This window comes from Alcaligenes sp. YSL9 (genome assembly GCF_030515105.1).
GTDB lineage: Bacteria > Pseudomonadota > Gammaproteobacteria > Burkholderiales > Burkholderiaceae_B > Alcaligenes > Alcaligenes phenolicus.
In genome coordinates this window covers 100232-124890 of sequence record NZ_JALXJU010000003.1, presented here as the reverse complement: position 1 = coordinate 124890, position 24659 = coordinate 100232, and the positions used below count along the sequence as shown (strand labels likewise).

The window sequence follows — 24659 nt, the reverse complement described above, 5'->3', positions numbered from 1 at the left end:
ACACTATCAATCTATCCCTGACTACGGCCAGGGGGAGTGCAGCAAGGAGTCAAGCATGAGTAGCGTCACCGTCGACCATGTAGCGAACCCGAGCGGACATGATGATCACCATCATGCCCATGCCACCCCTAGCGGCTGGCGTCGCTGGTTGTTCGCCACCAATCACAAAGATATCGGGACCATGTACCTGATCTTCTCCTTTGTGATGTTGCTGGAGGGCGGCGTGCTGGCCTTGCTGCTGCGTACCGAACTGTTCCAGCCGGGCCTGCAGTTTTTCCGGCCAGAGCTGTTCAACCAGTTCACCACCATGCACGGCCTGATCATGATTTTCGGCGCGATCATGCCGGCTTTTGTGGGCTTTGCCAACTGGATGATTCCGCTGCAAATTGGCGCATCGGACATGGCTTTTGCCCGCATGAACAACTTCAGCTTCTGGCTGCTGCCCGTAGGCGCGATTCTGTTTACCGCGTCCTTCTTTGTGCCGGGCGGCGCGCCTGCCGGTGGCTGGACCATGTACGCCCCGCTGTCCTTGCAAATGGGACCAGGCATGGACTTCACGATTTTCGCGGTCCACATTCTGGGCGCGTCCTCCATCATGGGGGCCATCAATATTGTGGTGACGGTATTGAACATGCGCGCGCCTGGCATGACGCTGATGAAAATGCCGCTGTTTTGCTGGACCTGGCTGATTACCGCTTATCTGCTGATTGCCGTGATGCCCGTGCTGGCCGCTGCCGTGACCATGCTGCTGACGGACCGTCACTTCGGTACACACTTCTTTAACGCCGCCGGTGGTGGTGACCCGGTTCTGTACCAGCACATCTTCTGGTTCTTCGGTCACCCCGAGGTCTACATCATGATCTTGCCGGCCTTTGGCATTGTCTCTGCCATCGTGCCTGCCTTCTCGCGCAAAGCCCTGTTTGGCTATGCCTCCATGGTGTACGCCACCGCCGCCATCGCGATTCTGTCCTTCCTGGTGTGGGCCCACCACATGTTCTCCACCGGGATGCCGGTAACCGGGCAGCTGTATTTCATGTATGCCACCATGCTGATCTCCATTCCGACCGGGGTGAAGATCTTCAACTGGGTAGCCACCATGTGGCGCGGTTCGCTGTCCTTTGAAACGCCCATGCTGTTTTCCATCGGCTTTATCTTCGTGTTCACGATTGGCGGCTTTACCGGCCTGATCCTGGCCGTGGCCCCGATTGATATTGCGGTACACGACACCTATTACGTGGTGGCCCACTTCCACTATGTGCTGGTGGCCGGATCGCTCTTTGCCCTGTTTGGCGGTGCCTACTACTGGCTGCCCAAGTGGACCGGTCGCATGTACAACGAGCGCTTGGGCAAGATCCACTTCTGGTCCACCATGATCTCGTTCAACGTGACCTTCTTCCCCATGCACTTCCTGGGTCTGGCGGGCATGCCACGTCGTTATGTGGACTACGCCGGTCAGTTCACGGATTTCCACCAGATTGCCACCATTGGCGCCTTCTGGTTCGGCCTGTCGCAACTGCTGCTGATCTACATCGTGATCCAGGCCGCACGCGGCAAGGGCGAAGTGGCCAGCGCCAAACCCTGGGAAGGTGCCGAAGGTCTGGAGTGGACTGTTCCATCGCCCGCTCCGCACCACACCTTTGAAGTACCCCCTGTCGTCAAGTAACACTGGAGGAACGCCGTATGACCCCCGAACAACGCCGTCGCAACCGCCGTCTGGGATTGCTCCTGGCCGTGTTCGTCATTGCCGTCATGGCCTGGACCTTTCTAAAAGGCAGTCAATTTTTAGGACAGTGATATGGATGACGATTTTCGGGACCTCACACGGCGCAAGCTCAGTTTTTTCCAGACATTGAAAGCCATTGCCTGGGGTTTTTTTGGAGTCCGTCGTGGTCGTGACCATGAGCAGGACATTGCCAAGATCAATCCGGTCTATCTGATTATTGCCGCCTTGATCGCCACGGTTGTTTTCGTTGTGGGCCTGATTATGGTGGCCCGCTGGTTCATTGGTCAGGCCAGCTGAACCCTGGCCGGATACTGCGCCCCAGGGCACATGACCCGAAGGAGAACACTATGCATGTCGAGACTACGGCTCACCCGTCCAAGGCGCCGTATTACTACGTCCCCGGCTTATCGGGGCACCCGGTACGCGCCAGCCTTTCCCTGTGCCTGACGCTGTTGGGTGCGGCTACCTGGATCAATAACTGGCCGGGCGGTTTCTGGGTGTTCCTGGTCGGGATTCTCAGCTTCTTGCTGGTGCTGTTCTTCTGGTTCAGCGATGCCGTGCGCGAGTCTGAAACAGGTCTGAACAGCACCCGTGTCGATATCTCCTATCGCTGGAGCATGTCCTGGTTCATCTTTTCCGAAGTGATGTTTTTTGCGGCCTTTTTCGGGGCGCTTTGGTATACCCGCGAAATTGCCACGCCGCTATTAAGCGACCTGGATCACCGCGCCCTGCTCTGGCCTGACTTCACCGGCACCTGGCCAAATCAAGGCCCGGCGGGCACTGTTGCCCCCTTCCAGACCGTAGGCCCGCTGTGGCTGCCTACGATCAACACGGCCTTGCTGCTGACCTCGGGCGTCACCCTGACCATTGCTCACCACGCGCTGCGAGCCAGCAAGCGTAGTAGCGCGATTTTCTGGCTGTTCATGACGGTTGCGCTGGGCTTTGCCTTCGTGGCCTGCCAGGCTTACGAATACATGCACGCCTACGCCGAGCTGAACCTGAAGTTCACTTCCGGCGCTTACGGGGCCTTGTTCTACATGTTGACGGGCTTTCACGGTTTTCACGTGATCATTGGCGCCACCATGCTGACGGTAATGCTGATACGGCTGATGCGCGGGCACTTTACCGCCGAGCACCACTTTGGTTTTGAAGGCGCCGCCTGGTACTGGCACTTTGTTGACGTGGTGTGGCTGGGCTTGTATCTGTACGTGTACTGGTTCTAGCGATTCATGCTCCAGGCCCGTGTCTTCGGGCCTGGATTTTTCCTTCAAGCCAAAGGCACACCAGTGCTTTCAATCCAACCCAGATGATGGGCCAGCAACACAAACAGAAACAGGGCCACGGATAAGCCCACTCGCCAGGTCAGCGCATAGGCCATGCGATTGGAATTACCCCGGTCCCGCATCAAATACACCAGGGCCGAACCCAGCGAAACAATAATCCCCAGAAACACGATCAGGACTAGCACACGCATTACGTCTCCCCCGCTTCAGGTTGAATGGATGTCCAGCAACAATCCTCGTTCTTCTTCGACTCGATCCCTGCTTGCCCTGGTTTGTCTGGGTTTGCTGATGCTGCTGTTCATTAGCCTGGGGCGCTGGCAACTGAGCCGCGCGCAGGAACGTCAAAGCCTGGCACAACAAATAGAACAAGGCCGCCAGCAAGCTCCCCTTCATATTGATTCCCAGGCCAGCCTGGATAAAGGTGCCTTGTGGCAGTCTGTCGCGGTGCACGGCTCCTGGCGCAGTGAGTTAACTGTACTCCTGGATAATCGCAATTTCAAAGGTAAGCCGGGCTACTGGATTGCCACCCCTTTTGTGCTGGATGAGGGCGATTTGGCGGGCTCCAGCCTGCTCGTACTACGTGGTTGGTTGGCTCGCGTACCGGGGCAAACCCCTAGTGTTCCGGCTGCACCATCCGGCCACCAAACCATTTCCGGCGAGTTGATGGAACGCGTGCCGCGTCTATTTGAGCTGGGCAGCAGCCCCTTGCCTGCACACTTGCCCGACCCGTCTGGCGCGCCCCCCGTCGTGCAGAACCTGGCCCTGGAAGATCTGCGCAGCCGAATTGATCTGCCTGTGCTGCCGCGCGTGCTGGCCCAGACGGCTCCCGCTTCGGAGCTGCAAACCAATTGGCCCGACCCGAATATCGACTTTGAAAAGAACCGTGGCTACGCACTGCAATGGTTCGGTTTTGCCCTGATTGCCCTGTGTGCCTGGATCGGTGTAGCGTGGAAATGGCTGCGACGCTCCAGGCTCAACTCTGCCCCTACAAGGAAAACCTGACGTGGACACGACTCAACCCCCAACCCGCCCGCGTTCCATGACTCCGCTGTATCTGCTGCTGGCGATCAGTCTGGCACCAGTGCTGTTCGCACTGGCTGCCTACTACATGCCATCACTGGGACTGCGGCCAGACGAGAGCAATGCCTACGGCCAATTGATTCAGCCTCAACGCAGCGTGCCTGAACCTGCCGCACTTCCCCTTCGCAATCTGCAAGGCGAAGCTTTTGATCTGCAATCGCTGCGGGGCCGCTGGGTACTGGTCAGCGCCGATGAAAGCGCCTGCCCCGAAAGCTGCGTGCGCAAGCTGTTCATTCTGCGCAACTCCCACGCCAGCCAAGGCAAGAACGTGGAACGCCTGACACGCGTCTGGTTTGTGACTGACCAGGGCCAGCCTTCGGAACAAATTCTGGAGGCCTATCAAGGCACCCATATGCTGCGTGCGGACCCACGCCAACTGGCCGAATTCCTGACCCCTGAAGCCGCTGGCAAGGCCCCCGAACAAGCCGTCAAAAATGGCATGTGGATCATCGACCCCAATGGCAATTTGATGATGCTGTTCCCCGGCGATGCCGACCCGCTCAAGGTTCGCACCGACATTCGCAAACTGCTGAACAATTCACGCATCGGATAAGCTCATGGCCGATATACGCCAACGCTACCGCAAGCTGGTTTACCTGACCTGGTTCCTGACCCTGGACCTGATCATGTTCGGCGCGTTTGTGCGTCTGACAGATTCGGGCCTGGGTTGCCCGGACTGGCCCGGTTGCTATGGCAAGCTTACGCCGCTGGGTGCAGGGGCACATATCGAACAAGCCTATCAAGCCATGCCCTATGGCCCGGTCAGCTGGGGCAAAGCCTGGATTGAAATGATCCACCGCTACGTGGGCGCGGCTTTGGGCATGCTGATCATTGCCATTGTCTGGATGGCATGGCGGCATCGCCATACGCTGGGGCATTCGGCCAGGCTGGCGGCTTTCACCTTACTGGCTGTGTGCGTGCAAGGGGCCTTTGGTGCCTGGACAGTCACTCACAAGCTGATGCCCATTATTGTCACCACTCACTTGCTGGGTGGCATGAGCGTGCTGGCCTTGATGACCTGGCTGGCCGTGCGCGAAAACCCAGGACCGCCAGTCTCACCTGTAACCCGCCGTTGGCGACCCTGGCTGATCGGGGCCTTTATCCTGCTGACGATTCAGATTGGTCTGGGCGGCTGGGTCAGCACCAACTACGCGGCGCTGGCCTGCATGGACTTCCCGCAATGCCACGGTCAATGGATACCGGAGATGGATCTGCACGGCGGGTTCTCGCTGTTCCGCGCGTTGGGCGAGCTGCCTTCAGGTGAGATGATTTCCCAGGCCGCGCTGACCGCCATCCATTGGGTCCATCGCAATATGGCCTTTCTGGTGTTTCTGGTTCTGGGTTCCGTTGCGTGGAAATTACGCGCCGATCCCATCTTGCGTCGCCCCGCGACTTTGGTGCTTTTGCTGCTGCTGGCCCAGCTCATCACGGGGTTAACCACGATCTTTTTCCAATGGCCTCTTTTGATTGCCGTCCTGCATAATGGGGGAGCTGCCGGTCTCGTTTTATGCTGCGTCACCCTGTTGGTACGGCTTTCCCGCAAGTCGACTGTCCCCCAAGGAATACAGTATGACAAACACCGCTACCCTGGCTCCTGCCTCGCTCCTGCGCCAGTATCTGGTACTGACTAAACCCAGAGTCACCCAGCTGGCTGTTTTCTGTGCCGTTATCGGCATGTTTCTGGCTGCTCCCGGCCTGCCCGATCCGGGTACCGTGGTCGCGGGTACGCTGGGCATATGGATGCTGGCGGCTGCCGCCTTTGCCATCAACTGCCTGATCGAAAGCCAGATTGATGCCCGCATGTTGCGCACCGCTCGGCGCGGTACGGCACGCGGCACCATTACCCCGCCGCAAGTGCTGGCCATGTCCGGTTTGTTGGGCGGCATGGGCATGCTGGTGCTGTATTACTGGGTGAACCCGCTGACCATGTGGCTGACCTTGGCCACCTTCATTGGTTATGCGGTGATCTATACCGTGATTCTCAAGCCCCTGACCCCACAGAACATCGTGATCGGCGGTTTGTCCGGTGCCATGCCACCTGCTTTAGGCTGGGCCGCGATTGCCAACGCTGTTCCGGCTGAAGCCTGGTTGCTGGTGCTGATTATCTTCATCTGGACGCCGCCGCACTTCTGGGCCCTGGCGCTCTACCGTCAACACGACTACCAGCGCTCCGGCCTGCCCATGCTACCCGTCACTCACGGCAAGACCTTTACGACGCTGCATGTGCTGCTCTACAGCTACATCCTGATGGCCTCCAGCCTGCTGCCCTTCATCATCCGCATGAGCGGGCCGTTGTACCTGGCTGCGGCGATCTTGCTGGGTGCACGCTTCATTCAATACGCCCACCAACTGCACCGCAACTACAGTGATGAGCTGTCTCGCAAGCTGTTCCGCTTTTCCATTATTTATCTGGCGGTCTTGTTTGGGGCATTGCTGCTGGATCACTGGGTACGCTTGATCTGATCACGCCCACTAAAAAAGCGAGCCATGATCGGCTCGCTTTTTTTTATGCCTGTCCCTCGGTGGGCTGCGCCTGTCGTACCCAGTCCGGGGGTAAAGGCGGGCCTACAAAACTTTCTGCCTCGCTCAAGGCATGAGCCAAACCAAACAGCGGTGGCAGTTCCTCATGTTGGCGTTGGCCGGACTCGAACTCCTGCCACACTTGATACGCGCGTTGGCGCTGTCGCACCACGGCCTCGATCTTTTCACTGAAGATGGGATCTTTGCCGCGCAAGGTATCGAAATCACGCTCAGTCAGCATCAGCAAGCGGCTATAGCCCAGGGAGCGCACTTCACCAACGTGGTCGCTATGTTCCACGACATTGACTTCACCAATCGTTTGCCCTGTCCCCAGTTCCACCAGGCTACCATCAGGCAAAGTCAGCTCCAGCGCCCCGGACGCCACAAAGAACATGACACGCATGCCACCATAACGCAGATGAATTTTCTGGTCTGGCAGCGCCAGACGTGGGCGTAAACGTCGCGCCAGCTCCTTCTTGGCTTGCTCGGAAATGCCATCGAACATGGGCACCTGGGCAATCAGTTCCATGGCGCTCATGGTCATGTCCAGAGTGGGACGCTCGTCCAGATAACGCCAGCGTTGTGTGATCTGCTTGACCAGATCAGCGTACATCTCGCTGGTAATCAGAGAGTGGGACAACATGGTGCGGTAGTGGGCGCGTTCTTGCGAAGCGGCGACGCGTGCCAGATAGGACTCTTGCAGCCACTGCGCGAACACCGGGTACTGCAGCGTCAAGGAATGCAAAGCGTCTTCCAGCTGGGACAGACGCAACTTGTGAGCCTGCACAATCGTGCCCGTAGCCTGTTGTCCCAGTAAAGGAGCCAGCTCGGTTTCGGCAAAACGTATCAGACGCTGGGCCACCGAGCGCTTGGCGATCAGGTTCGAGAAACGCTTGTCCAGTTCCCGCACCAGCCAGCCTTGCAGGCCAAACAGATAGTGCAAGCGTAAAGCAGACCGGAAACCTCGGGAGTAGCGCAGATCATTGGCAATGGCGGCCTCGAAACCGGCCAAGCCAGCCAGACGCACCGTATCGTTCATGCGTTCGGCCCGGCTCAACAAGGACTCGGCGGTTTTCCAATCCACAATCTGCGATTTCAGCAGCTCGTAAAACAGCTCCACCTCGCGGGCCGACAGAATCGCCATCCCCATTTTTACTTTCTGTGCTTCGGTCAGGCTTTGGATCTGGCCGGATGCCACACCGGCCTGACTGGCATCGAACACCGTACACAGGCGCTCGATGACCTGTGGCTTGATCTGCTCTTGCCGACCCAGTTCTTCGGTCTTGTCGCGCAGCTCTTCCAAGGCCAGACTCACCGCCTGATCGCGCAAGTGGCGCTCCAGCGGGGTCAGCTGATTCAGGCCTAAACGACGAATCAAGGGGCGTAAACTGATCCCGTTCACAAACAGGGTCAGCAACACAAAACCCGTGGTGGCCACACCAATGAACTGGCGCACATCATGCGGAATGGCGTGCTGTTCCGTAACCGCCAAGGCCAGCGCCAGGGAAACAGCGCCACGCAGGCCGCCCCACAGAATCACCACCCGATAGGGGCGACTGACTCGGGTGCCAAAGCGGGTGCGCCCCAGCAAGGGCAGAACGGCAAACACCATAACGGCCCGTGCCAGCAAGGTCACCACAAACAGCAAGACCACCAGGCCGATCTGCATCCAGGTGATTTCAGCCATCAGGCGTGGAATCAGCATGGCGGCAAACAGGAAGATCAGGGAGTTGGCCAGAAAACCCATCTGAGTCCAGGAGCTGCTCAAAAGCTCGAAGGTCGCAGGCGACATGCGGGTGCGGCCTGTCGAGCCCACCACCAGGCCGGAAATGACCGTGGCGACCACACCGGATACGCCCAGATAGTGCTCGGATACAAAAAAGGCCAGGTACGCCAAGGCAATGGTCAGCGTGACTTCAGCAGCCGGCCAACCGCGCAAGAGCACAAACAGGCCGCTGGCCAGACGCCCCATCAAGAAACCCGCGACACCACCGCCCAGAAAACTGAACAGGAAGCTGCCCAACACCTTGCTGCCACTTAATTCCCCACCCCCCGTCAAGACTGCCAACAGCACGGAGTACAAGGCAATGGAAGCCGCATCGTTAAACAGAGCCTCGCCTTCCACCAAGGTAGACAAGCGTTTGGGTGCACCCACTTCACGGAAAATGCCCACCACGGCCACAGGGTCCGTCGTGGCCACAATCGCGCCCAACATCAAACAGACCACCAGCCCATAAGACGAAGCCGCGTTCAAGGCGTAGCCAACGGCAAAGGTACAGACCACTACGGCCACGATGGCCATCATCAAGATGGCGCCGATATCGTCGAGCAGGCGGCGCAAGTTCATGGCCAGCGAAGTCTCGAACAGCAGGATGGGCAGGAAAGCGTAGAGAAAGGTCTCGGAGGAGATGTCAAAGGCCTGCAAGGTATCCAGGAAGTCGGACACCATCTTGGGCGCCCAGGCATGCAGGTGCAGCAAAATGCCCAGCGCAAAGCCGATCAAGGCCAGAAGTACGGAGTACGGCAGTCGCAAGCGTCCAGCCAAAGGCGGCATAAAGGCAACCAGCCCCAGCAGGCCTGCCAACCCAAAAACAAACTGCCCAATCTGCATCGCGACATCCTTTGTCATCGGCATTGAGTCGATCGGCATGTACATACGCATTCAGGCATGGGCAGGCCAGATCGGCACGGAAAATCCCCCCGCTTTCCGCATGAATCAGAATAGCGCCTTTTTCCGGACACACAGCCGCCGAATTATCTTTTTCTCGCAAAATTTACGTTTTTTGGCCTATGGACCCGCATTCAGAAACACAAATGGACGGTGATACGGCGGCAAGCCAAAATCTGCGCCAGCGCAAGTTCACGTCTGACATAACTCGTTATACTTTCGCATCATGAATTTCCCGCGCACCTTCCTCGCTGCGACTCACTGGCCCCATCGTCTGGGCCTGTGCTTGTTGTTGCTGGCTGTGGTGCTGCGCGGCATGGTCCCTGCGGGCTATATGCCCAAGCAGACAGATCAGGGGTATGCGCTGGCCTTCTGTCTGCCTTCAGGACAAAGCCTTCCCCCTGAAATGATTCAGCACTGGGCGGCCTTGTTAGGCGAGGACGCCACGTCCCATTCGGACGAGGCCACCACCAGCGCCACCTGTCCGTTCTGCGTCATGCTGCAAGCCGCATTGACGCCCGCGCCGATTGCTATCGTCACGCCTTTGAGCCTGGGCCAGTTCCGGCCCTTCCTGCTTCCCCCTCTTAGCCCCGCTCTGGCGCAGGCCTTTATTCGTGGCCCGCCTGTGGGGCAACGCGCCCCGCCCTCTCTTCTTCCTGTCTGATTCCCCGCGTTCGGCTCTGCCGCCACGCCTTTTCTCCTTTGTTGCCATCGCCCAAGCGGGTTTGCCGCTGGACGACGGCTGCTCTTCGGAATTTAGTCATGAAGAAATTAATAAACCCCGGCCTGATCAGCGCCGGTGTGCTGGCCTGCGTGCCCTCTATTGCCCTGGCCCAATCCACCGTTATTGAACAACTGAGCCCCATTGTGGTGACCGGGGTGGCTCCTGAATCCCCCTTGCAGTTCAGCACCAACCCCAAACTGCCCCGCTTGCCTTTGCCTGCCAGCGACGGCACGGATTACTTGAAAACCATTCCTGGCTTTGCGGCCATTCGTAATGGCGGCAGCAACGGGGACCCCGTGCTGCGTGGCATGTTTGGCTCGCGTCTGAATGTGCTGACCAATGGCAGCTCCATGCCCGGTGCCTGCCCGTCACGCATGGATGCGCCGACCTCCTACATTTCGCCCCAATCCTTTGATGAACTGACCATCATCAAGGGCCCGCAAAGCGTGCGCTGGGGCCCGGGTGCTTCTGCCGGAACGGTACGCTTCGAGCGCAAAGCGCCCGGCTTTACCGAGAACGACGCCACGCTGGACGCCAGTATTCTGGGCGGTTCGGCTGGCCGTCACGCAGGCAATGTGGACTTTGCGGCTGGCAATGCCTCTTACTATGCCCGCCTGACTGCCAATCAAGATCGCGCTCAGGACTACAAGGACGGTGATGGCGAACGTGTGCCCTCGCGCTGGAAAAAGTGGAATACAGACGTCGCCATTGGCCTGACCCCGGATGCCGATACCTTGCTGGAGTTAAGCGCAGGTACGGGTGACGGCTATGCCCGCTACGCCGGTCGTGGCATGGATGGCACGAAATTCAAGCGTGAAACCTTGGGTCTGCGTTTCAAGAAGGAGATGCACGAAGGCGTGCTGCGCAATGTAGAGGCCCAGCTCTACTACAACTACGCCGATCACGTGATGGACAACTACGGGCTGCGCACCTTCAAACCGGGTGGCGGCATGTCCATGCCTATGGCCTCCAATGTGGACCGCCTGACCTGGGGTGGCCGTCTAAGCATGGACTGGGCCTTGAGCGAGGACCTGACCTTGACCACGGGTGCTGATTTGATGCGCAGCCGCCATCGCAAACGCAGCGGTATGGGCATGCAGGACTACCGGGACCAGGATTGGGTGAAAGATGCCGAATTTGACAATATTGGCCTGTTCACCGAAGCCCGTTGGGATCTGAACAACGTCAGCCGTTTGATTGGTGGCGCACGTCTGGATTGGGCCAGTGCCCGCGACCTGCGACCCAGCCTGGGCAGTGGCATGATGAGCAAGCCCAACCCCGGTGCGAACGAGCGCCGTAGAGAAACCCTGCCCAGTGCCTTCCTGCGTATCGAGCATGATCTGGATTCCCTGCCCTTGAGCCTGTACGCCGGTATTGGCCATGTCCAACGCATGCCGGACTACTGGGAACTGATTTCCCCGGCCAGCGGCCCGCAAGGTAGCGCCAGTGCCTTCCTGGGCATTCAGCCTGAAAAGACCACACAGCTGGATTTTGGTGCTCAGTACAAGGATGAAACGGTCTCGGCCTGGGCTTCCGCCTATATTGGCCAGATCCAGGATTACATCCTGTTCGACTACCTGCCCGGTGGCATGATGGGCATGAAAACCCAGGCCAGAAACGTCAAGGCCCGCATCATGGGCGGCGAATTGGGTACGGACTGGAAAGCGACGCCCAACTGGACCTTGGGCGGCAGCCTGGCCTATGCCTGGGGCCGTAACAGTACGGATGGCCGAGCACTGCCGCAAATGCCCCCGCTGGATCTGCGTTTGACAGCGGATTATGTGCAAGGCCCCTGGTCTGCCGGCGGTGTCTGGCGCATTGTGGCCAAGCAAAATCGCTACTCGCAGGGACAAGGGAATGTGGTGGGTTACGACTTCGGGCCTACGGGTGGTTTCAGTACCTTGTCGCTGTATGGCGGCTACAAGATCAACCGCAATCTGTCCCTGACAGCCGGTGTGGATAATGTGTTCGACAAAACTTACGGCGAGCACCTGAATCTGGCCGGGAACAGTGGTTTTGGTTTTGGCGCAGCAAGCCGCTTTAATGACCCTGGCCGCACCGTCTGGCTGCGTGCCGCTCTGACCTTCTAACCGTTTTTGCCTGCCGGGTCGGTCTGGCTCGGCCAGCAAAATAGCTGAAAAATCAGGGCAAAAAAAAAGGGACACCTAGCTGGTGTCCCGTAAACATCCGCTTCAAAAGGGAGGGGAAGAGGAGAAGCCGAAGCGGATGCGCAAATGCCGAATTGCATAGGTGGCAAAAATCAGCAAATGTATTGTTTAGTCCGCGAAGATCAGCTTAAGTTCTTCGGATTCCCCGAAAAGTTGTAACTCTTTAAAACGACTTAAGCCGCAGGCGCCAAGGCGACGCGCAGCTTCTTGAACGCCGCCACTTCGATCTGACGGATACGCTCTGCCGACACGCCGAATTCGGCGGCCAGATCGTGCAAGGTGGCACCGCCATCGTCCTGCAACCAGCGGGCGCGCACAATGCGCTGCGAACGCTCGTCCAGCGTGTCGATCGCTTCTTCCAGGCCGCTGCCTTCCAGCATGTCCTGGGCACGACGCTCCAGCACGCGTGTGGGTTCCTCGTGTCCTTCATCGGACAGGTAGGAGATAGGCGCGAAATTGTCATCGTCGTCGTTGGCCGGGGCTTCCAGGGCCATATCGTGACCGGACAGACGCACTTCCATCTCGCTGACGTCCTGAGGACGCACATCGAGTTCACGTGCAATCGCGTCTACCTGGGCCGTATCCAGCGTTTGTCCGTCCGGACGCATGCGGCGCAGATTGAAAAACAGTTTGCGTTGGGCCTTGGTAGTGGCCACTTTCACCATGCGCCAGTTGCGCACGACATATTCGTGGATCTCGGCCTTGATCCAGTGCACGGCAAAGGACACCAGACGTACACCGCGATCGGGGTCAAAGCGCTTGACGGCCTTCATCAGGCCCACGTTACCTTCCTGAATCAGGTCGGCATGCGGCAAGCCGTAACCCAGGTACTGGCGGGCAATGGAGACCACCAGACGCAGGTGCGACAAAATCAGTTCACGCGCAGCATCCAGGTCATCCTGGTCGCGCAGGCGCTGACCCAGCTCGGTTTCGCGTTCGGCGCTGAGCATGGGCAGGCGGTTAACAGCAGAAATATACGCTTCGATCGTCCCCAGTGCGCCTGGATTAGACACGGCGGCGACGAGTTCATTACCAGACGTCAGGGCCAAAGCGTTCGCTTGTTGTGTCATGGAAAATCCTTCAAAAGTCAGCCGGCGAGAGCACTAAACAAGGCTCTCAAACCGCAGAAAACGTATTTCAACAATCATTGAGTTTAGCACTCGATGGTCTGGAGTGCTAAAAATTTCGAGTACAGGAATAAGAGCGTCGCAGCAAGAAAAAGTTCACTACTGGAGGGAAAACTGCGGCAAATCGGTGGGCAGGACGCCACAAACAGGCAAAAAACCGTGGCTGCCTGAGAGTAACGCCTTCATGCCCACCTGAAAATAACAAAGTGCGACCTTGTTTATCCAGCGATCACAGTCGCTCGGCGTGGAAATTCAGATGGTCCTGAATGAAGGTCGAGATGAAGTAGTAGCCGTGGTCATAGCCGTCGTGACGGCGCAGGGTCAAAGGCTGTTTGGCCTGCTCGCATGCCTGCTCGAATACTTCCGGATACAGTTGTTCGGCCAGAAAGCCATCGCTCAAGCCTTGGTCCACCAGGATACCGGCGGGATACGGCGTACTGGTCTTGGCCATCAGGGCACTGGCGTCGTGTTGTTCCCAAGCCTGGCGATCCTGACCCAAATAGGCACCAAAGGCCTTTTCGCCCCAAGGGCAGCGGGTCGGCGCAGCAATAGGCGCAAAGGCCGACACGGAGCGGTACTTGCCAGGGTGGCGCAAAGCCAGCGTCAAGGCACCGTGCCCGCCCATGGAGTGACCAAAGATACCGACACGGCGGGCGTCGCCGGGCAGGATAGTCGTGACCAGATCAAACAGCTCCTGGGTCACATAGCTTTCCATGCGGTAATTCTTGCTCCAGCCGGGCTCAGTGGCATCCAGATAAAAACCGGCACCGGTTCCCAGATCCCAGCCATCGTCCTCCCCGTCCACACCAGCGCCACGCGGGCTGGTATCGGGAGTGACCAGCATGATGCCGTGCTCGGCAGCGTAGCGCTGGGCACCGGCCTTGATCATGAAGGTTTCTTCCGTGCAGGTCAGCCCTGCCAGAAAAAACAGCACAGGCACACGGCCTTGCCCGATAGCCTCTGCCAGGCTGGCAGCCCCTTTCTGAGCGCTGGCCTGTAGTTGTGGCGGCATGTACACAGAAAACCGCATGGGCAGGCCAATTGTCTGCGAAGCGTGTTGGTAGTAGCGCTGCCAACCATTAAAACAGCGGTGTTCGTTGAGCAGTTCCAGTGTCTGAGTCATAGCCCCCTCGTGTTCTCAATTGCAGATCCGGTCCAAAGCCCGTGGCACGCCCAAGGGCAGCATACGAGCTCTGAAACCGGGATAAAGGGGGCAGGCGACTGCCTGCGCCCTTTTCAAGCGACGTCTATCAGTACATCACCACCGAACGGATGGATTTACCGGCATTCATCAGGTCAAAGCCTTCGTTGATGCGCTCCAGCGGCAAGGTGTGGGTGATCAGATCATCGATATTGATCTTGCCATCCATGTACCAGTCCACAATCGTAGGTACGTCGGTACGGCCACGAGCGCCACCAAAGGCAGAGCCCTTCCATTCGCGGCCTGTGACCAGCTGGAACGGACGGGTGGAGATTTCGGCACCGGCTTCGGCCACACCAATAATGATGGACTGGCCCCAACCGCGGTGGCAGCACTCCAGTGCCTGACGCATCACCTTGGTGTTGCCGATACATTCGAAGGAGTAATCCGCGCCGCCGTCAGTCAGTTGAATAATGTGGTCGACCACGTTTTCAACCTCGTTAGGGTTCACGAAATCGGTCATGCCAAACTGGCGAGCCATGGCTTCGCGCTCGGGTTTGATGTCCACACCGATGATCTTGCCAGCACCAACCATCTTGGCGCCCTGGATCACGTTCAGGCCAATACCGCCCAAACCGAACACCACCACGTTGGCGCCCGCTTCCACCTTGGCGGTGAACAGCACAGCGCCCAAGCCTGTGGTCACGCCACAGCCGATGTAGCACACCTTGTCGAAAGGCGCGTCGCTACGAATCTTGGCCAAGGCAATTTCCGGCACCACGATATGGTTGGCGAAGGTCGATGTGCCCATGTAGTGGTGCACTGGCTTGCCGCCAATGGAGAAACGCGAGGTGCCATCGGGCATCAGGCCCTTGCCCTGAGTCGAACGGATCGCGGTACACAGGTTGGTCTTGCGCGACAGGCAGGATTTGCACTGGCGGCACTCGGGCGTGTACAGAGGGATCACATGATCGCCGGGACGCAGGCTAGTCACGCCAGCACCTACATCCAGCACCACGCCTGCACCTTCATGGCCCAGAATCGCTGGGAACAAACCTTCTGGATCAGCACCCGACAAGGTGTAGTAATCGGTATGGCAAATGCCCGTCGCCTTGATTTCGACCAGCACCTCGCCCTCTTTGGGACCTGCCAGATCGACCTCTTCAATCGTTAGCGGAGCGCCCGCTTTCCAGGCAACAGCTGCACGTGTTTTCATGTGGTCCACCCTCCGGGTAAAAGTAATTATGGTTACGGCAAACTCGGTCCTTCGGGACCAAACTCTTAAAGTATAGAGAGTATTTTATAAGGCGCTGCCCGGCTGGCGGCACCTTGTATGGGTAAAGACCCGTACAAATCACCTGGCAGGCATCAATACAAGGACGATTTACCCGTCAGCAGCACGCCCAGGCGCAACATGCCATAAGCCAGATAATCGCCCAGTCGACTGAACAAACCCAGACGCTGATACTGCTCCGGGTAGACGCGCGCGGCATTGTGCTCGATCTCGTACTCCAGCTTGGCCTGCAGGTCCTGGGTGAAAGGCACATCCTGAATCAGCACATTAGCCTCGCGCGCCAGCAACAGACTGAACGGGTCCAGATTGGACGAGCCCACCATGGAATAGTCGTCGATAACGGCGACTTTAGCGTGTAAATAGCTGGCCTTGTACTCGTACAGCTCGATGCCATGATCCAGCAACTTCCCGTACATGAATCTACAGGCCCGATATTGCAGGAAGTATTCGGCATGGCCTTGCAGCAACAAACGCACCCGCACGCCTCGTTCCGCCGTCTGTTCGATACGGCGACGCAAGGTACGGCCCGGAAAGAAATAGGCATTGGCCAGCACTACCTGCTCCTGCGCTTTGCCGAGCAAGTGCAGATACGCCTGCTCAATCTGCTGCCGATGGCGCACATTGTCCCGCAGCAGCAAGCAGGCCCGTACTCCTTCAAAAACCTGCCCGGCCTGCTCCGCCTTCTTGCGCGCCTGACGCCGCTTGCGCCATTCACGCCACAGGGTAAAGCGCTGGGTGAAGCTGTCCCAATCCTTGCGTCTGCGCCAGGCCATGCGCAGCCATAGAGCCTGCTGAGCACGCACCATATCGTCGACAATGGGCCCTTCGCAGCGTACAGCAAAATCAAAGCGCGGCCTGCCCTGTCCATTGATCAGGGGCACTTCATCAAAGTCGTCCAGAATATTGATGCCACCCACAAAGCCAATGCGCTCATCGACCACCAGCATTTTCCGGTGCAGTCTGCGCAAACGTCGCAAGGACAAGCGCGGTTCGCGCCACCCTTGGGGTTTGGGGCGATAAATCCGGTAACGGGCACGCATGGCCTTCAACTGCTCAGCAATCTGCAAGGCATGCACATCACTGCCAAAGCCATCAATCACCACACGTACGCGTACACCCCGCTCACAGGCTCGTCGCAAGGCGTCCAGAACGCTGTGACCGCTGTCATCCAGGTTGAAGATATAGGTTTCCAGATGCAGACGCTTTTTCGCCTGATCGATAGCTTCGCAAATGGCCGGAAAGAACTCCTGGCCGTTTTGCAGCAAGGTGATTTGATTACCTTCGTGCCATAGTGGATCGCGCTTCAGACTCGGCATGCTTGCTAGGCCTATGCGTTAAGAAACCACTGAACGCCCCTTTACGGCAGCTCCAGCTCGGTCAGGATGGGGGCATGGTCGGACAACTGTTTCCAGGGGTCTCCCACCAGTACACGGGCATTACGCACTGCAAAACCACGCTGGTAGACGCGATCCAGACGTAGCCAGGGAAATGCCGCGGGGAAGGTACGAGGCGGTGGCGTCATGCGTGCAGCACCGTTCACGCCCAACTGAATGCCTTGATCCGGCACGACCAGCCCGCTTTTGCGCATGGTACGCAGCCATTTGATGGGCTGACGCAGTCGGAAACGGTTATCGGCCTGACCACGAGGCGAGAACGAAAATACCTCGTACAGATTCAACTGCTGCACAAAGATAGGTGCCAGGCGGTTATTCCAGTCGTTGAAGTCGCCTGCAATCAGCAAGGGCTCGTCCGCAGGGACAATGCGCTTGATGCGATCGAGCAAGGCCTGAACCTGACGAACTCGGCCGCTGTTGAACAATCCCAGGTGCACCACAATGCAATGCACCGGACGGCCATCGACATCAATGACGGCATGAAGCAAACCGCGCTGCTCCATACGATGGTCAGAAATGTCCTGGTTCTCGTACTGCAGAATGGGAAAGCGCGACAGCAAGGCGTTGCCGTGGTCCGTATGAGGGCGAACCACGTTACACCCGTAAGCCGTATTCATGCGCAAGGCAGCGGCCAGGGATTCGTGCTGGGCGTCCAGACTGCCTTGCAGCTGGTTACGCCCCTGCACTTCCTGCAAAAACAACAAGTCGGGAGACAGTCCGTAAAGTCCCAGGCGCAGATCCGCCAAAGACTCCCGTTTGCCCGAAGCCGAGCGGCCTTTGTGAATGTTGTAGCTAACTACCCGAATCACTGACACGCCGTCCCCCGTTCTGACTTACTTGTTTTCAACAGCCCGCAGACGAATGTGCAACTCGCGCAGTTGCTGCTCGTCCACAGCCGATGGGGCCTGGGTGAGCAGACACTGAGCACGCTGTGTCTTGGGGAAAGCAATCACGTCACGGATCGAATCGGCACCGGCCATCAGGGTGACCAGACGATCCAGACCCATAGCCAGACCACCGTGTGGAGGCGCGCCGTATTGCAGCGCATCCAGCAGGAAGCCGAACTTCAGTTGTGCTTCTTCAGGGCCGATCTTCAAGGCATTGAACACTTTACTTTGAACGTCAGCACGGTGGATACGGACCGAGCCGCCACCCACTTCCCAACCGTTCAGCACCATGTCGTAAGCCTTGGCAAAGGCCTTGCCGGGATCTGTTTCCAGCAGGTCCTCGTGGCCGTCTTTGGGGCTGGTGAAGGGGTGGTGAGCTGCAAAGTAGCGGTTTTCGCCCTCGTCGTATTCGAACATGGGGAAGTCCACCACCCACAGGGGTTTCCAACCTTCTTCAACCAGACCGTTCGCCTTACCGAATTCGCTGTGACCGATCTTGATACGCAGGGCACCAATCGCATCGTTCACGATCTTGGCCTTGTCAGCACCAAAGAAGATCAGGTCGCCGTTCTGGGCGCCCGTGCGCTCCATCACCTGTTTCAGAACCTCAACATTGATGTTCTTGACGATAGGCGACTGCAGACCCTCAGGGATCGAGGTCACATCGTTGACCTTGATGTAAGCCAGACCCTTGGCACCGTAGATGCCGACGAACTTGGTGTATGCGTCGATTTCGCTACGTGGCATGGCGCCACCACCAGGAATGCGCAGAGCAACCACGCGGCAGGAGGGGTCGTTGGCCGGTGCGGAGAAGACCTTGAAGTCCACTTCACGCATCAGGTCAGCCACGTCCACGAACTCCAGCTTGACGCGCAGGTCAGGCTTGTCCGAACCGTAGCGCTGCATGGCCTCAGTCCAGCTCATGGTGGGGAACTTGGGCAGTTCCACGTTTTGCACAGTGCGGAAAATGTGCGTGACCATGCCTTCAAAAATATCGCGAATCTGCTCTTCGTTCAGGAAAGAGGTTTCGCAGTCGATCTGGGTAAATTCAGGCTGGCGGTCAGCACGCAAGTCTTCGTCGCGGAAGCACTTGGTGATCTGGTAGTAACGGTCAAAGCCCGACACCATCAGCATCTGCTTGAACAGCTGGGGCGACTGGGGCAGTGCAAAGAATTCGCCTGCGTTCACACGTGAAGGAACCAGGTAGTCGCGAGCGCCTTCAGGGGTGCTCTTGGTCAACATGGGGGTTTCAATATCGATGAAACCCAGGTCGTCCAGATAGCGACGGGACTGCATGGCCACTTTGTAGCGCAGCATCAGGTTGTTCTGCATCTGCGGACGGCGCAAATCCAGCACACGGTGCGTCAGACGCGTGGTTTCGGACAGATTGTCATCATCCAGCTGGAAGGCAGGCGTGACCGAAGCGTTCAGGATCTCGATTTCGTCGCAAACGATTTCGATCTCGCCCGAGCGCAGATCCGGGTTGACGGTGCCTTCAGGACGAGCCTGAACGCGGCCAGTAATGCGCAGGCAGTACTCATTACGGATACGTTCGGCCACTTCAAAGGCCTGCACGTTGTCAGGGTTGACGACAACCTGCGCCAGACCCTCACGGTCGCGCAGATCAATGAAAATCACACCCCCGTGGTCGCGGCGACGATGTACCCAGCCAAACAAATTGACCGTCTGGCCCAGGTATTCTTTGGAAACCTCGCCGGTATAACACGTACGCATCTAGGATGACTCCGAAATAGTAAAAACTGCAAATTGGAAAATTCAGGTTCCAGCCAAGGGGGGTGTCCCTTCGGGACCCTCCGGCTGGTCAGAAACAGGGGGCAAAGCGATCGGCTCGGTAGGGCTGACCACTCCCATGGATACGATGTATTTAAGCGCCGCATCCACTGTCATGTCGAGCTTGTGTACATCCGCCCGAGGCATCATCAGGAAAAAACCGGAAGTCGGGTTGGGCGTGGTGGGCACGTAGACGCTGACAAAGTCCTCTCCCAGTATCTGCGCCACTTGTCCGCCCGGCGTGCCGGTCAAAAAGGCAATGGTCCAGGAACCGGCCCTGGGATACTGCACCAGAACGGCCTCGCGAAACGCCTGACCATCGGGTGCCAACACCGTATCACTGACTTGTTTGACGGAATTATAAATGGAACGCACCAAAGGAATACGCCCAAGTAGCAATTCCCAACGATCCACGACTGCACGGCCCAGATAATTGGCCGCCAGCAAACCCGTGCCAAACAAGACGGCCAGCACCAGCACAATTCTAAAGCCGGGAATCCGCAGGCCGAACAGGGCCTGCGAAGACAGAAACTCCGGCACTACGCTCTCCAGCGTTTCGATCAGCAAAGTCATCACCCAAACGGTGATGACCAAGGGCACCCAGATGAGCAGGCCAGTGACGAAATAACGCTTGAAGGGGCGCATAAGAAGTGGTGTTAGCTGGACGATGAGGAACCAGATGTCGCCGCAGGCGCGGGTGTGGACGTAGCGCCACTGTCCGCGGGCTTGCTGCCACCCTGGTTACGAAAATCCGTTACATACCAGCCCGTACCCTTGAGCTGAAAGCCAGCCGCCGTAACCTGTTTGGTAAAGGTAGGCTGGTTACATTCTGGACAAACCTCCAAAACGGGGTCCGACATTTTTTGCAGCACATCTTTTTCGTATTGGCACGAGCTGCATTTATACGCATAGATAGGCACGACTCATCCTAACAAAAAGCCGAAACAAACTTCGAGATACAAATAAGTAGGGTCGAAACCAGCCAATTTCAAGCCGGAGACCCGCTCAATCAGCAACCGCAAAGGGTTCCCAGGGGCGCTTCTGCCGTGATTTTAGCCCTTTTGGCGTTCAATCGCACTGAACTTCGCCCCGGCCAGACAGGCCGCCCCTGGCGGCCATCCGGTTCAGATCAAAAACATGCAGGCTGCGACCAGGGTTGGCACCATGGCACTGAGCAGCAAACGCAGAGGCGAGATCGCACCATCCGGGAAGCTGCCTTTCAGAATGGAGAAGCCGGCGGGGTTGGGCGCGTTGGCAATCACGGTCAGACCACCGCCCGTAACCGCACCGGCCACCAGCATATAGCGCCAGATATCCGAGGTGCCTTCCACCAGAGAGCCCAGATAGGTCAGCGCCGCGTTATCCGTTACTGCCGTCAAGGCCGTCGCCCCCCAGAACAGCACGGTGGGCGACAAGCCGCCCAGCAGATCCTGCAGCCACCACTTTTGCAGACCGCCCAGGACCACCAGACCGGCCAGGAAGAAGCCAACCATCAGGCCTTCACGCACCAGCAAGGGGTTCTGGTAATGCTTGTAGGAGTGAGCGTAGCCAATAAACAGCATCAACAGGGCCATGAACACAATGGGGTGATGCGCGCCCAGCACAATCGCCACCAGGAAAGCCACGTGAATGGCCATGACGGTAATGGGCACTGTACGCTGTGCCTGTTGTGTTTCAGGCATGCCCTGCCCCATTTCCATCAAGGCTTTACGGCAAACCAGGGTGACCAGGGTGGCATTGATCAAGACGGCCATCACAGCACGCCAACCAAAATGCGTCGCCATAAAGGCGGTGTCCCAGCCAAAGGTGCTGGCCACCATCAAGACCGGAGGGGCTGCATAGGCAGTCAGCACGCCACCAATAGAGACGTTCACAAACAGCACGCCCACGGTCAAATACTTGAAACCGGCATGGCCTTGGTGACGGAAATAGGCTTTGTGCAACAGCAGCGCCGCCAACGTCATGGCAGCAGGCTCGGTAATCAGGGAACCGGCCAGAGGCACTACCGAAATAGTGATGAAGTAGGTGGAAATCTTGTCAGACACGGGCACGGCACGCGCCAGCACCGACACCGTCTTGTTCACCAGTTCCAGAATCGGACGGCTGGCAGCAACCACCATGATCGCGAACACGAACATGGGTTCGGTGAAGTTGCGGGTTTCCAGATACTCGATAGCGGACTGCAAATCCACAAAAACGGCCATATAGGCCACCAGCACACAGGCCCAGACGCCAAACACGGCCTCGACCTCGGACAACATGTGCCACAGCCCCGCGTGGCTGCCGCCTTTATTGGCCAGGCGGGCAAATACCGGAACCGAGAAGGTGTGGACGATGGCAATGGCAAATAGCGCCGTTGCGACATACTCAAGAGGAGAGGCCATTCTTCAAACCTTTAAAGCTTTACGTAAATTGCTTGAATGCAGATCAAGCCAGGCTGATCGTGCCAGCCAAAGCGGCCACCACCAGCAACACACCAACCCAGATGTTGGCACGGAAAAGGCGCAGGCCTCGTTCGGGATAGCGCACGTCAAACTGCCGCATCTGCCACAGCAGATGAATGCCGATGACGGCCATCACCACGTAATACAAAATCCGCTCGTTCAGCAGAAAACCGCCCACCAGCCAGCAGGCCATGGCGGCGATGTAAAAACCGCTAATCCAGGTTTTGCCTGCATCGCGGAAACGCAGAGCCGTGGAGTGCAGGCCCAGCTTGGTATCGTCAGCCATGTCGATATAGGCATAGATGGAGTCGTAGCCCACCTGCCACAAAATTGCGCCCACCCACATCAGGATGGCGCCAAAAGGCACCATGTTCTGCGTATCGGACCAGGCCATCAACATGCCCCAGTTAAAGCAGATACCCAGAACCACTTGCGGCCAGTAGGTAAAACGCTTGCACAGGGGATAAATCATCACGATCGGGAACAGGGCCAGTGCCAGCCAACGGCTGTACTCATTGATAGCCAGCAGCAGCAAGGCACACACGGCCATTTGCGCCAGCACGAAGATCACCGCCTGACGCATGGTGATCTGGCCGCTGGTCAAGGGCCGGAAACGGGTACGTTCAACCTGATGGTCGAAATTACGGTCCGCCATATCGTTAAAGCAGCAGCCAATACCGCGCATCAACAAGGCGCCCAGAGAAAAGATCACCAAACGCCACAGGGTAGGAATACCGTCCGCTGCCTGCACCAGAGCGGCCAGAGCGGGCAAAAGGGTCAGCCAGGTGCCTACAGGCCGATCCAGCCGACACAAACGGGCATACGGCCCCCAGGACGCTGGCAAATAGCGGGCCACCCAGTCATTGCTGGGGCGCATATCGGACAGATCAGGACGCGGGGAAGATTCCGAAGCGGATGGAGATGTCATAGAGGTAAAACCTAAATCCAGGCCTCAAGCCATAGACTGAAAACAGGCATACCCTCTGGCAGAGGGTATGCGGTGGATTCCAGGAACCTGTTCATGCTCTGGGAGCAGGCAAAACGCAATGGCTGGCGCTGAAAACCACAGCGCTGGCCGGGCCAGCGCATGAAAAGACGCAGACCCATCAGTCTGCGTCCCTTGCCTGCCAAACGGCGATCAGGCTTCCTTGATGAGTTTACCCAAGATGGCGATGCCTTCGCGAATTTTTTCCTCGGGCACGGTGGCAAAGCTCAGGCGCAGGGTGTTGCGCTTGACGTCCTTGCCGGCGTAGAAAGGTTCGCCCGGAACAAAGGCCACCAGGTTCTCAATGGCTTTTTGCAGCAGGACCGTCGCATCCACATGCTCGGGCAAGGTCACCCAAATGAACATGCCGCCTTCAGGACGGGTCCATTGAGCCGTCGTCGGGAAGTTCTTGTCCATGGCGTCCAGCATGATGGCGCACTGTTTCTGGTAAATATCGCGCACTTTGGGCAGGTGCTTTTCCAGGAAACCGTTATGGACAGCTTCGTAAACAGCCATCTGCGTCAGTGTGGAGGTGTGCAAGTCCGTGGCCTGCTTGATCTGCACCAGTTTGTCGATGATCTTGGCGGGAGCCACGATGTAGCCCAGACGCAGGCCAGGAGCCAGCACTTTGGAGAAGGTCCCCAGGCGTATCACGGTGGCACCGGCTTTGCGGCCCAAGGACAGCAGGCTGGGCAGACGCTCGCCGGCGTAACGCAGTTCGCCGTAGGGATCGTCCTCGACGATCGGGATATGCGCAGCCGCACATCGCTCTACCAGGTCCTGACGGCGTTCCAGAGGCAGGCGCAGGCCGGTGGGGTTCTGGAAGTTGGGCAACGCGTACAACAGACGGGCACCCATGGCTTCAGGAGCCGACACGTACTCGGGGATCATGCCCTGGCCATCGGTAGGAATAGCCACGAACGAAGGATCGTACACAGACAGAGCCTGCAAAGCGCCCAGATAAGTAGGCGACTCCACCAGCACCTTGCTGCCTTCATCAATGAACAGCTTGCCCAGCATGTCCAGGGCTTGCTGCGAACCGTTCACCAGCAGGATTTCGTCGGCGTCTACAGGAGCACCTTCGGCGCTCATTTGCTCTGCCAACCATTTGCGCAGGGGCAGATAGCCTTCCGTCGTGGTGTATTGCAGCGCCACACGGCCCTGCTCGCTCAGTACCTTGTTGAACGCGCTTTGCATTTCCTCGACAGGAAAGCCGACTGGAGTGGGCAGACCGCCCGCAAAGGAAATAATCTCGGGACGCGCAGTGACCTTGAGAATTTCACGAATTGCGGAGCCACTCAGTTTCTGGGCACGTTGGGAAAAGGTAAAAGACTGCGAGAGGGTATCCATGATTCGGGGAAGTCCTGAAGAAGAACGATTAAATACTTCATATGCAAACTTTCTAGCTTGCAATAAATAACGCAGGATGC

General features: G+C 57.9%; 23 protein-coding genes. 10 read left to right on the top strand and 13 right to left on the bottom strand.

Translation table 11 applies throughout. The features are described 5' to 3' along the window. The first annotated feature begins 55 nt into the window (after positions 1-55). From ctaD to M2Q46_RS13260, 4 genes are read left to right on the top strand one after another with little or no spacing between them, the layout of a single operon-like run. Positions 56-1663: a cytochrome c oxidase subunit I gene (gene ctaD, locus M2Q46_RS13275; RefSeq protein ID WP_009457496.1), complete on the top strand. Its 1608-nt coding sequence runs from the start codon at positions 56-58 to the stop codon at positions 1661-1663. 17 nt (positions 1664-1680) lie between these two features. Continuing rightward, a complete protein-coding gene (locus M2Q46_RS13270; protein WP_009457495.1) occupies positions 1681-1794 on the top strand; it encodes a cytochrome oxidase small assembly protein in 114 nt (37 codons plus the stop codon). Between the two features lies 1 nt (position 1795). Further along, positions 1796-2020 carry a DUF2970 domain-containing protein gene (locus M2Q46_RS13265; protein ID WP_003805158.1) on the top strand — a complete coding sequence of 75 codons (225 nt, stop codon included), beginning with the start codon at positions 1796-1798 and terminating at the stop codon, positions 2018-2020. A 50-nt stretch (positions 2021-2070) separates the two neighbouring features. Further along, a complete protein-coding gene (locus M2Q46_RS13260) occupies positions 2071-2946 on the top strand; it encodes a cytochrome c oxidase subunit 3 (protein WP_009457487.1) in 876 nt (291 codons plus the stop codon). 44 nt (positions 2947-2990) lie between these two features. On the opposite strand, the gene M2Q46_RS13255 is transcribed toward M2Q46_RS13260, so the two are convergent. Continuing rightward, the gene (locus tag M2Q46_RS13255; RefSeq protein ID WP_026483580.1) at positions 2991-3197 is read right to left on the bottom strand and encodes a twin transmembrane helix small protein; all 207 of its coding nucleotides are present in this window, start codon (positions 3195-3197) and stop codon (positions 2991-2993) included. 28 nt (positions 3198-3225) lie between these two features. Here M2Q46_RS13255 and M2Q46_RS13250 point away from each other — a divergent pair, with 28 nt between their 5' ends. From M2Q46_RS13250 to cyoE, 4 genes are read left to right on the top strand one after another with little or no spacing between them, the layout of a single operon-like run. After that, positions 3226-4008, top strand: coding sequence for an SURF1 family protein (locus tag M2Q46_RS13250; RefSeq protein ID WP_302357424.1), 783 nt, complete (start codon positions 3226-3228; stop codon positions 4006-4008). A 1-nt stretch (position 4009) separates the two neighbouring features. After that, positions 4010-4639 carry a hypothetical protein gene (locus M2Q46_RS13245; RefSeq protein WP_081055342.1) on the top strand — a complete coding sequence of 210 codons (630 nt, stop codon included), beginning with the start codon at positions 4010-4012 and terminating at the stop codon, positions 4637-4639. A gap of 4 nt (positions 4640-4643) precedes the next feature. Then, positions 4644-5717, top strand: a complete 1074-nt coding sequence (locus tag M2Q46_RS13240) for a heme A synthase (protein ID WP_302357423.1) — start codon at positions 4644-4646, stop codon at positions 5715-5717. Then, positions 5656-6549 carry a heme o synthase gene (gene cyoE, locus M2Q46_RS13235; protein ID WP_022983662.1) on the top strand — a complete coding sequence of 298 codons (894 nt, stop codon included), beginning with the start codon at positions 5656-5658 and terminating at the stop codon, positions 6547-6549. The genes M2Q46_RS13240 and cyoE overlap by 62 nt, the downstream gene beginning before the upstream one ends. Positions 6550-6592: 43 nt before the next feature. On the opposite strand, the gene M2Q46_RS13230 is transcribed toward cyoE, so the two are convergent. Then, positions 6593-9217, bottom strand: coding sequence for a cation:proton antiporter (locus tag M2Q46_RS13230; protein ID WP_239054863.1), 2625 nt, complete (start codon positions 9215-9217; stop codon positions 6593-6595). A 283-nt stretch (positions 9218-9500) separates the two neighbouring features. Between M2Q46_RS13230 and M2Q46_RS13225 the strand changes: the two genes are divergently transcribed. Further along, positions 9501-9938 (top strand): DUF2946 family protein, encoded by a 438-nt coding sequence (locus M2Q46_RS13225; protein WP_239054864.1) that lies wholly within the window; start codon positions 9501-9503, stop codon positions 9936-9938. Positions 9939-10036: 98 nt separating this feature from the next. After that, a complete protein-coding gene (locus M2Q46_RS13220) occupies positions 10037-12088 on the top strand; it encodes a TonB-dependent copper receptor (protein WP_302357422.1) in 2052 nt (683 codons plus the stop codon). Positions 12089-12339: 251 nt separating this feature from the next. Here M2Q46_RS13220 and rpoH read toward each other — a convergent pair whose 3' ends face one another. From rpoH to M2Q46_RS13165, 11 genes are all read right to left on the bottom strand, one after another. Continuing rightward, entirely contained in the window at positions 12340-13236 is an 897-nt protein-coding gene (gene rpoH, locus M2Q46_RS13215) for an RNA polymerase sigma factor RpoH (RefSeq protein ID WP_009457472.1), read from the bottom strand. Positions 13237-13522: 286 nt separating this feature from the next. Continuing rightward, positions 13523-14416 (bottom strand): S-formylglutathione hydrolase, encoded by an 894-nt coding sequence (fghA, locus tag M2Q46_RS13210; RefSeq protein WP_035269721.1) that lies wholly within the window; start codon positions 14414-14416, stop codon positions 13523-13525. 127 nt (positions 14417-14543) lie between these two features. Further along, positions 14544-15650, bottom strand: coding sequence for an S-(hydroxymethyl)glutathione dehydrogenase/class III alcohol dehydrogenase (locus M2Q46_RS13205; RefSeq protein WP_302357421.1), 1107 nt, complete (start codon positions 15648-15650; stop codon positions 14544-14546). A gap of 152 nt (positions 15651-15802) precedes the next feature. Then, positions 15803-17044 carry a cardiolipin synthase ClsB gene (gene clsB, locus M2Q46_RS13200; protein WP_035269720.1) on the bottom strand — a complete coding sequence of 414 codons (1242 nt, stop codon included), beginning with the start codon at positions 17042-17044 and terminating at the stop codon, positions 15803-15805. 41 nt (positions 17045-17085) lie between these two features. Beyond that, entirely contained in the window at positions 17086-17937 is an 852-nt protein-coding gene (locus M2Q46_RS13195; protein WP_009457467.1) for an endonuclease/exonuclease/phosphatase family protein, read from the bottom strand. Positions 17938-17955: 18 nt separating this feature from the next. Next, on the bottom strand, positions 17956-19743 hold the full coding sequence (gene aspS, locus M2Q46_RS13190) for an aspartate--tRNA ligase (protein WP_009457464.1): 1788 nt from the start codon (positions 19741-19743) through the stop codon (positions 17956-17958). A 42-nt stretch (positions 19744-19785) separates the two neighbouring features. Beyond that, positions 19786-20445 (bottom strand): DUF502 domain-containing protein, encoded by a 660-nt coding sequence (locus M2Q46_RS13185; RefSeq protein WP_083054980.1) that lies wholly within the window; start codon positions 20443-20445, stop codon positions 19786-19788. Between the two features lie 11 nt (positions 20446-20456). Next, positions 20457-20720: an FmdB family zinc ribbon protein gene (locus M2Q46_RS13180; protein ID WP_083054982.1), complete on the bottom strand. Its 264-nt coding sequence runs from the start codon at positions 20718-20720 to the stop codon at positions 20457-20459. Between the two features lie 204 nt (positions 20721-20924). Beyond that, a complete protein-coding gene (locus tag M2Q46_RS13175) occupies positions 20925-22184 on the bottom strand; it encodes a putative Na+/H+ antiporter (RefSeq protein WP_302357419.1) in 1260 nt (419 codons plus the stop codon). A 43-nt stretch (positions 22185-22227) separates the two neighbouring features. Further along, positions 22228-23172, bottom strand: coding sequence for a 4-hydroxybenzoate octaprenyltransferase (gene ubiA, locus M2Q46_RS13170; RefSeq protein ID WP_302357418.1), 945 nt, complete (start codon positions 23170-23172; stop codon positions 22228-22230). Positions 23173-23382: 210 nt separating this feature from the next. Then, positions 23383-24579 carry a PLP-dependent aminotransferase family protein gene (locus M2Q46_RS13165; protein WP_115634570.1) on the bottom strand — a complete coding sequence of 399 codons (1197 nt, stop codon included), beginning with the start codon at positions 24577-24579 and terminating at the stop codon, positions 23383-23385. Positions 24580-24659 lie beyond the last annotated feature (80 nt).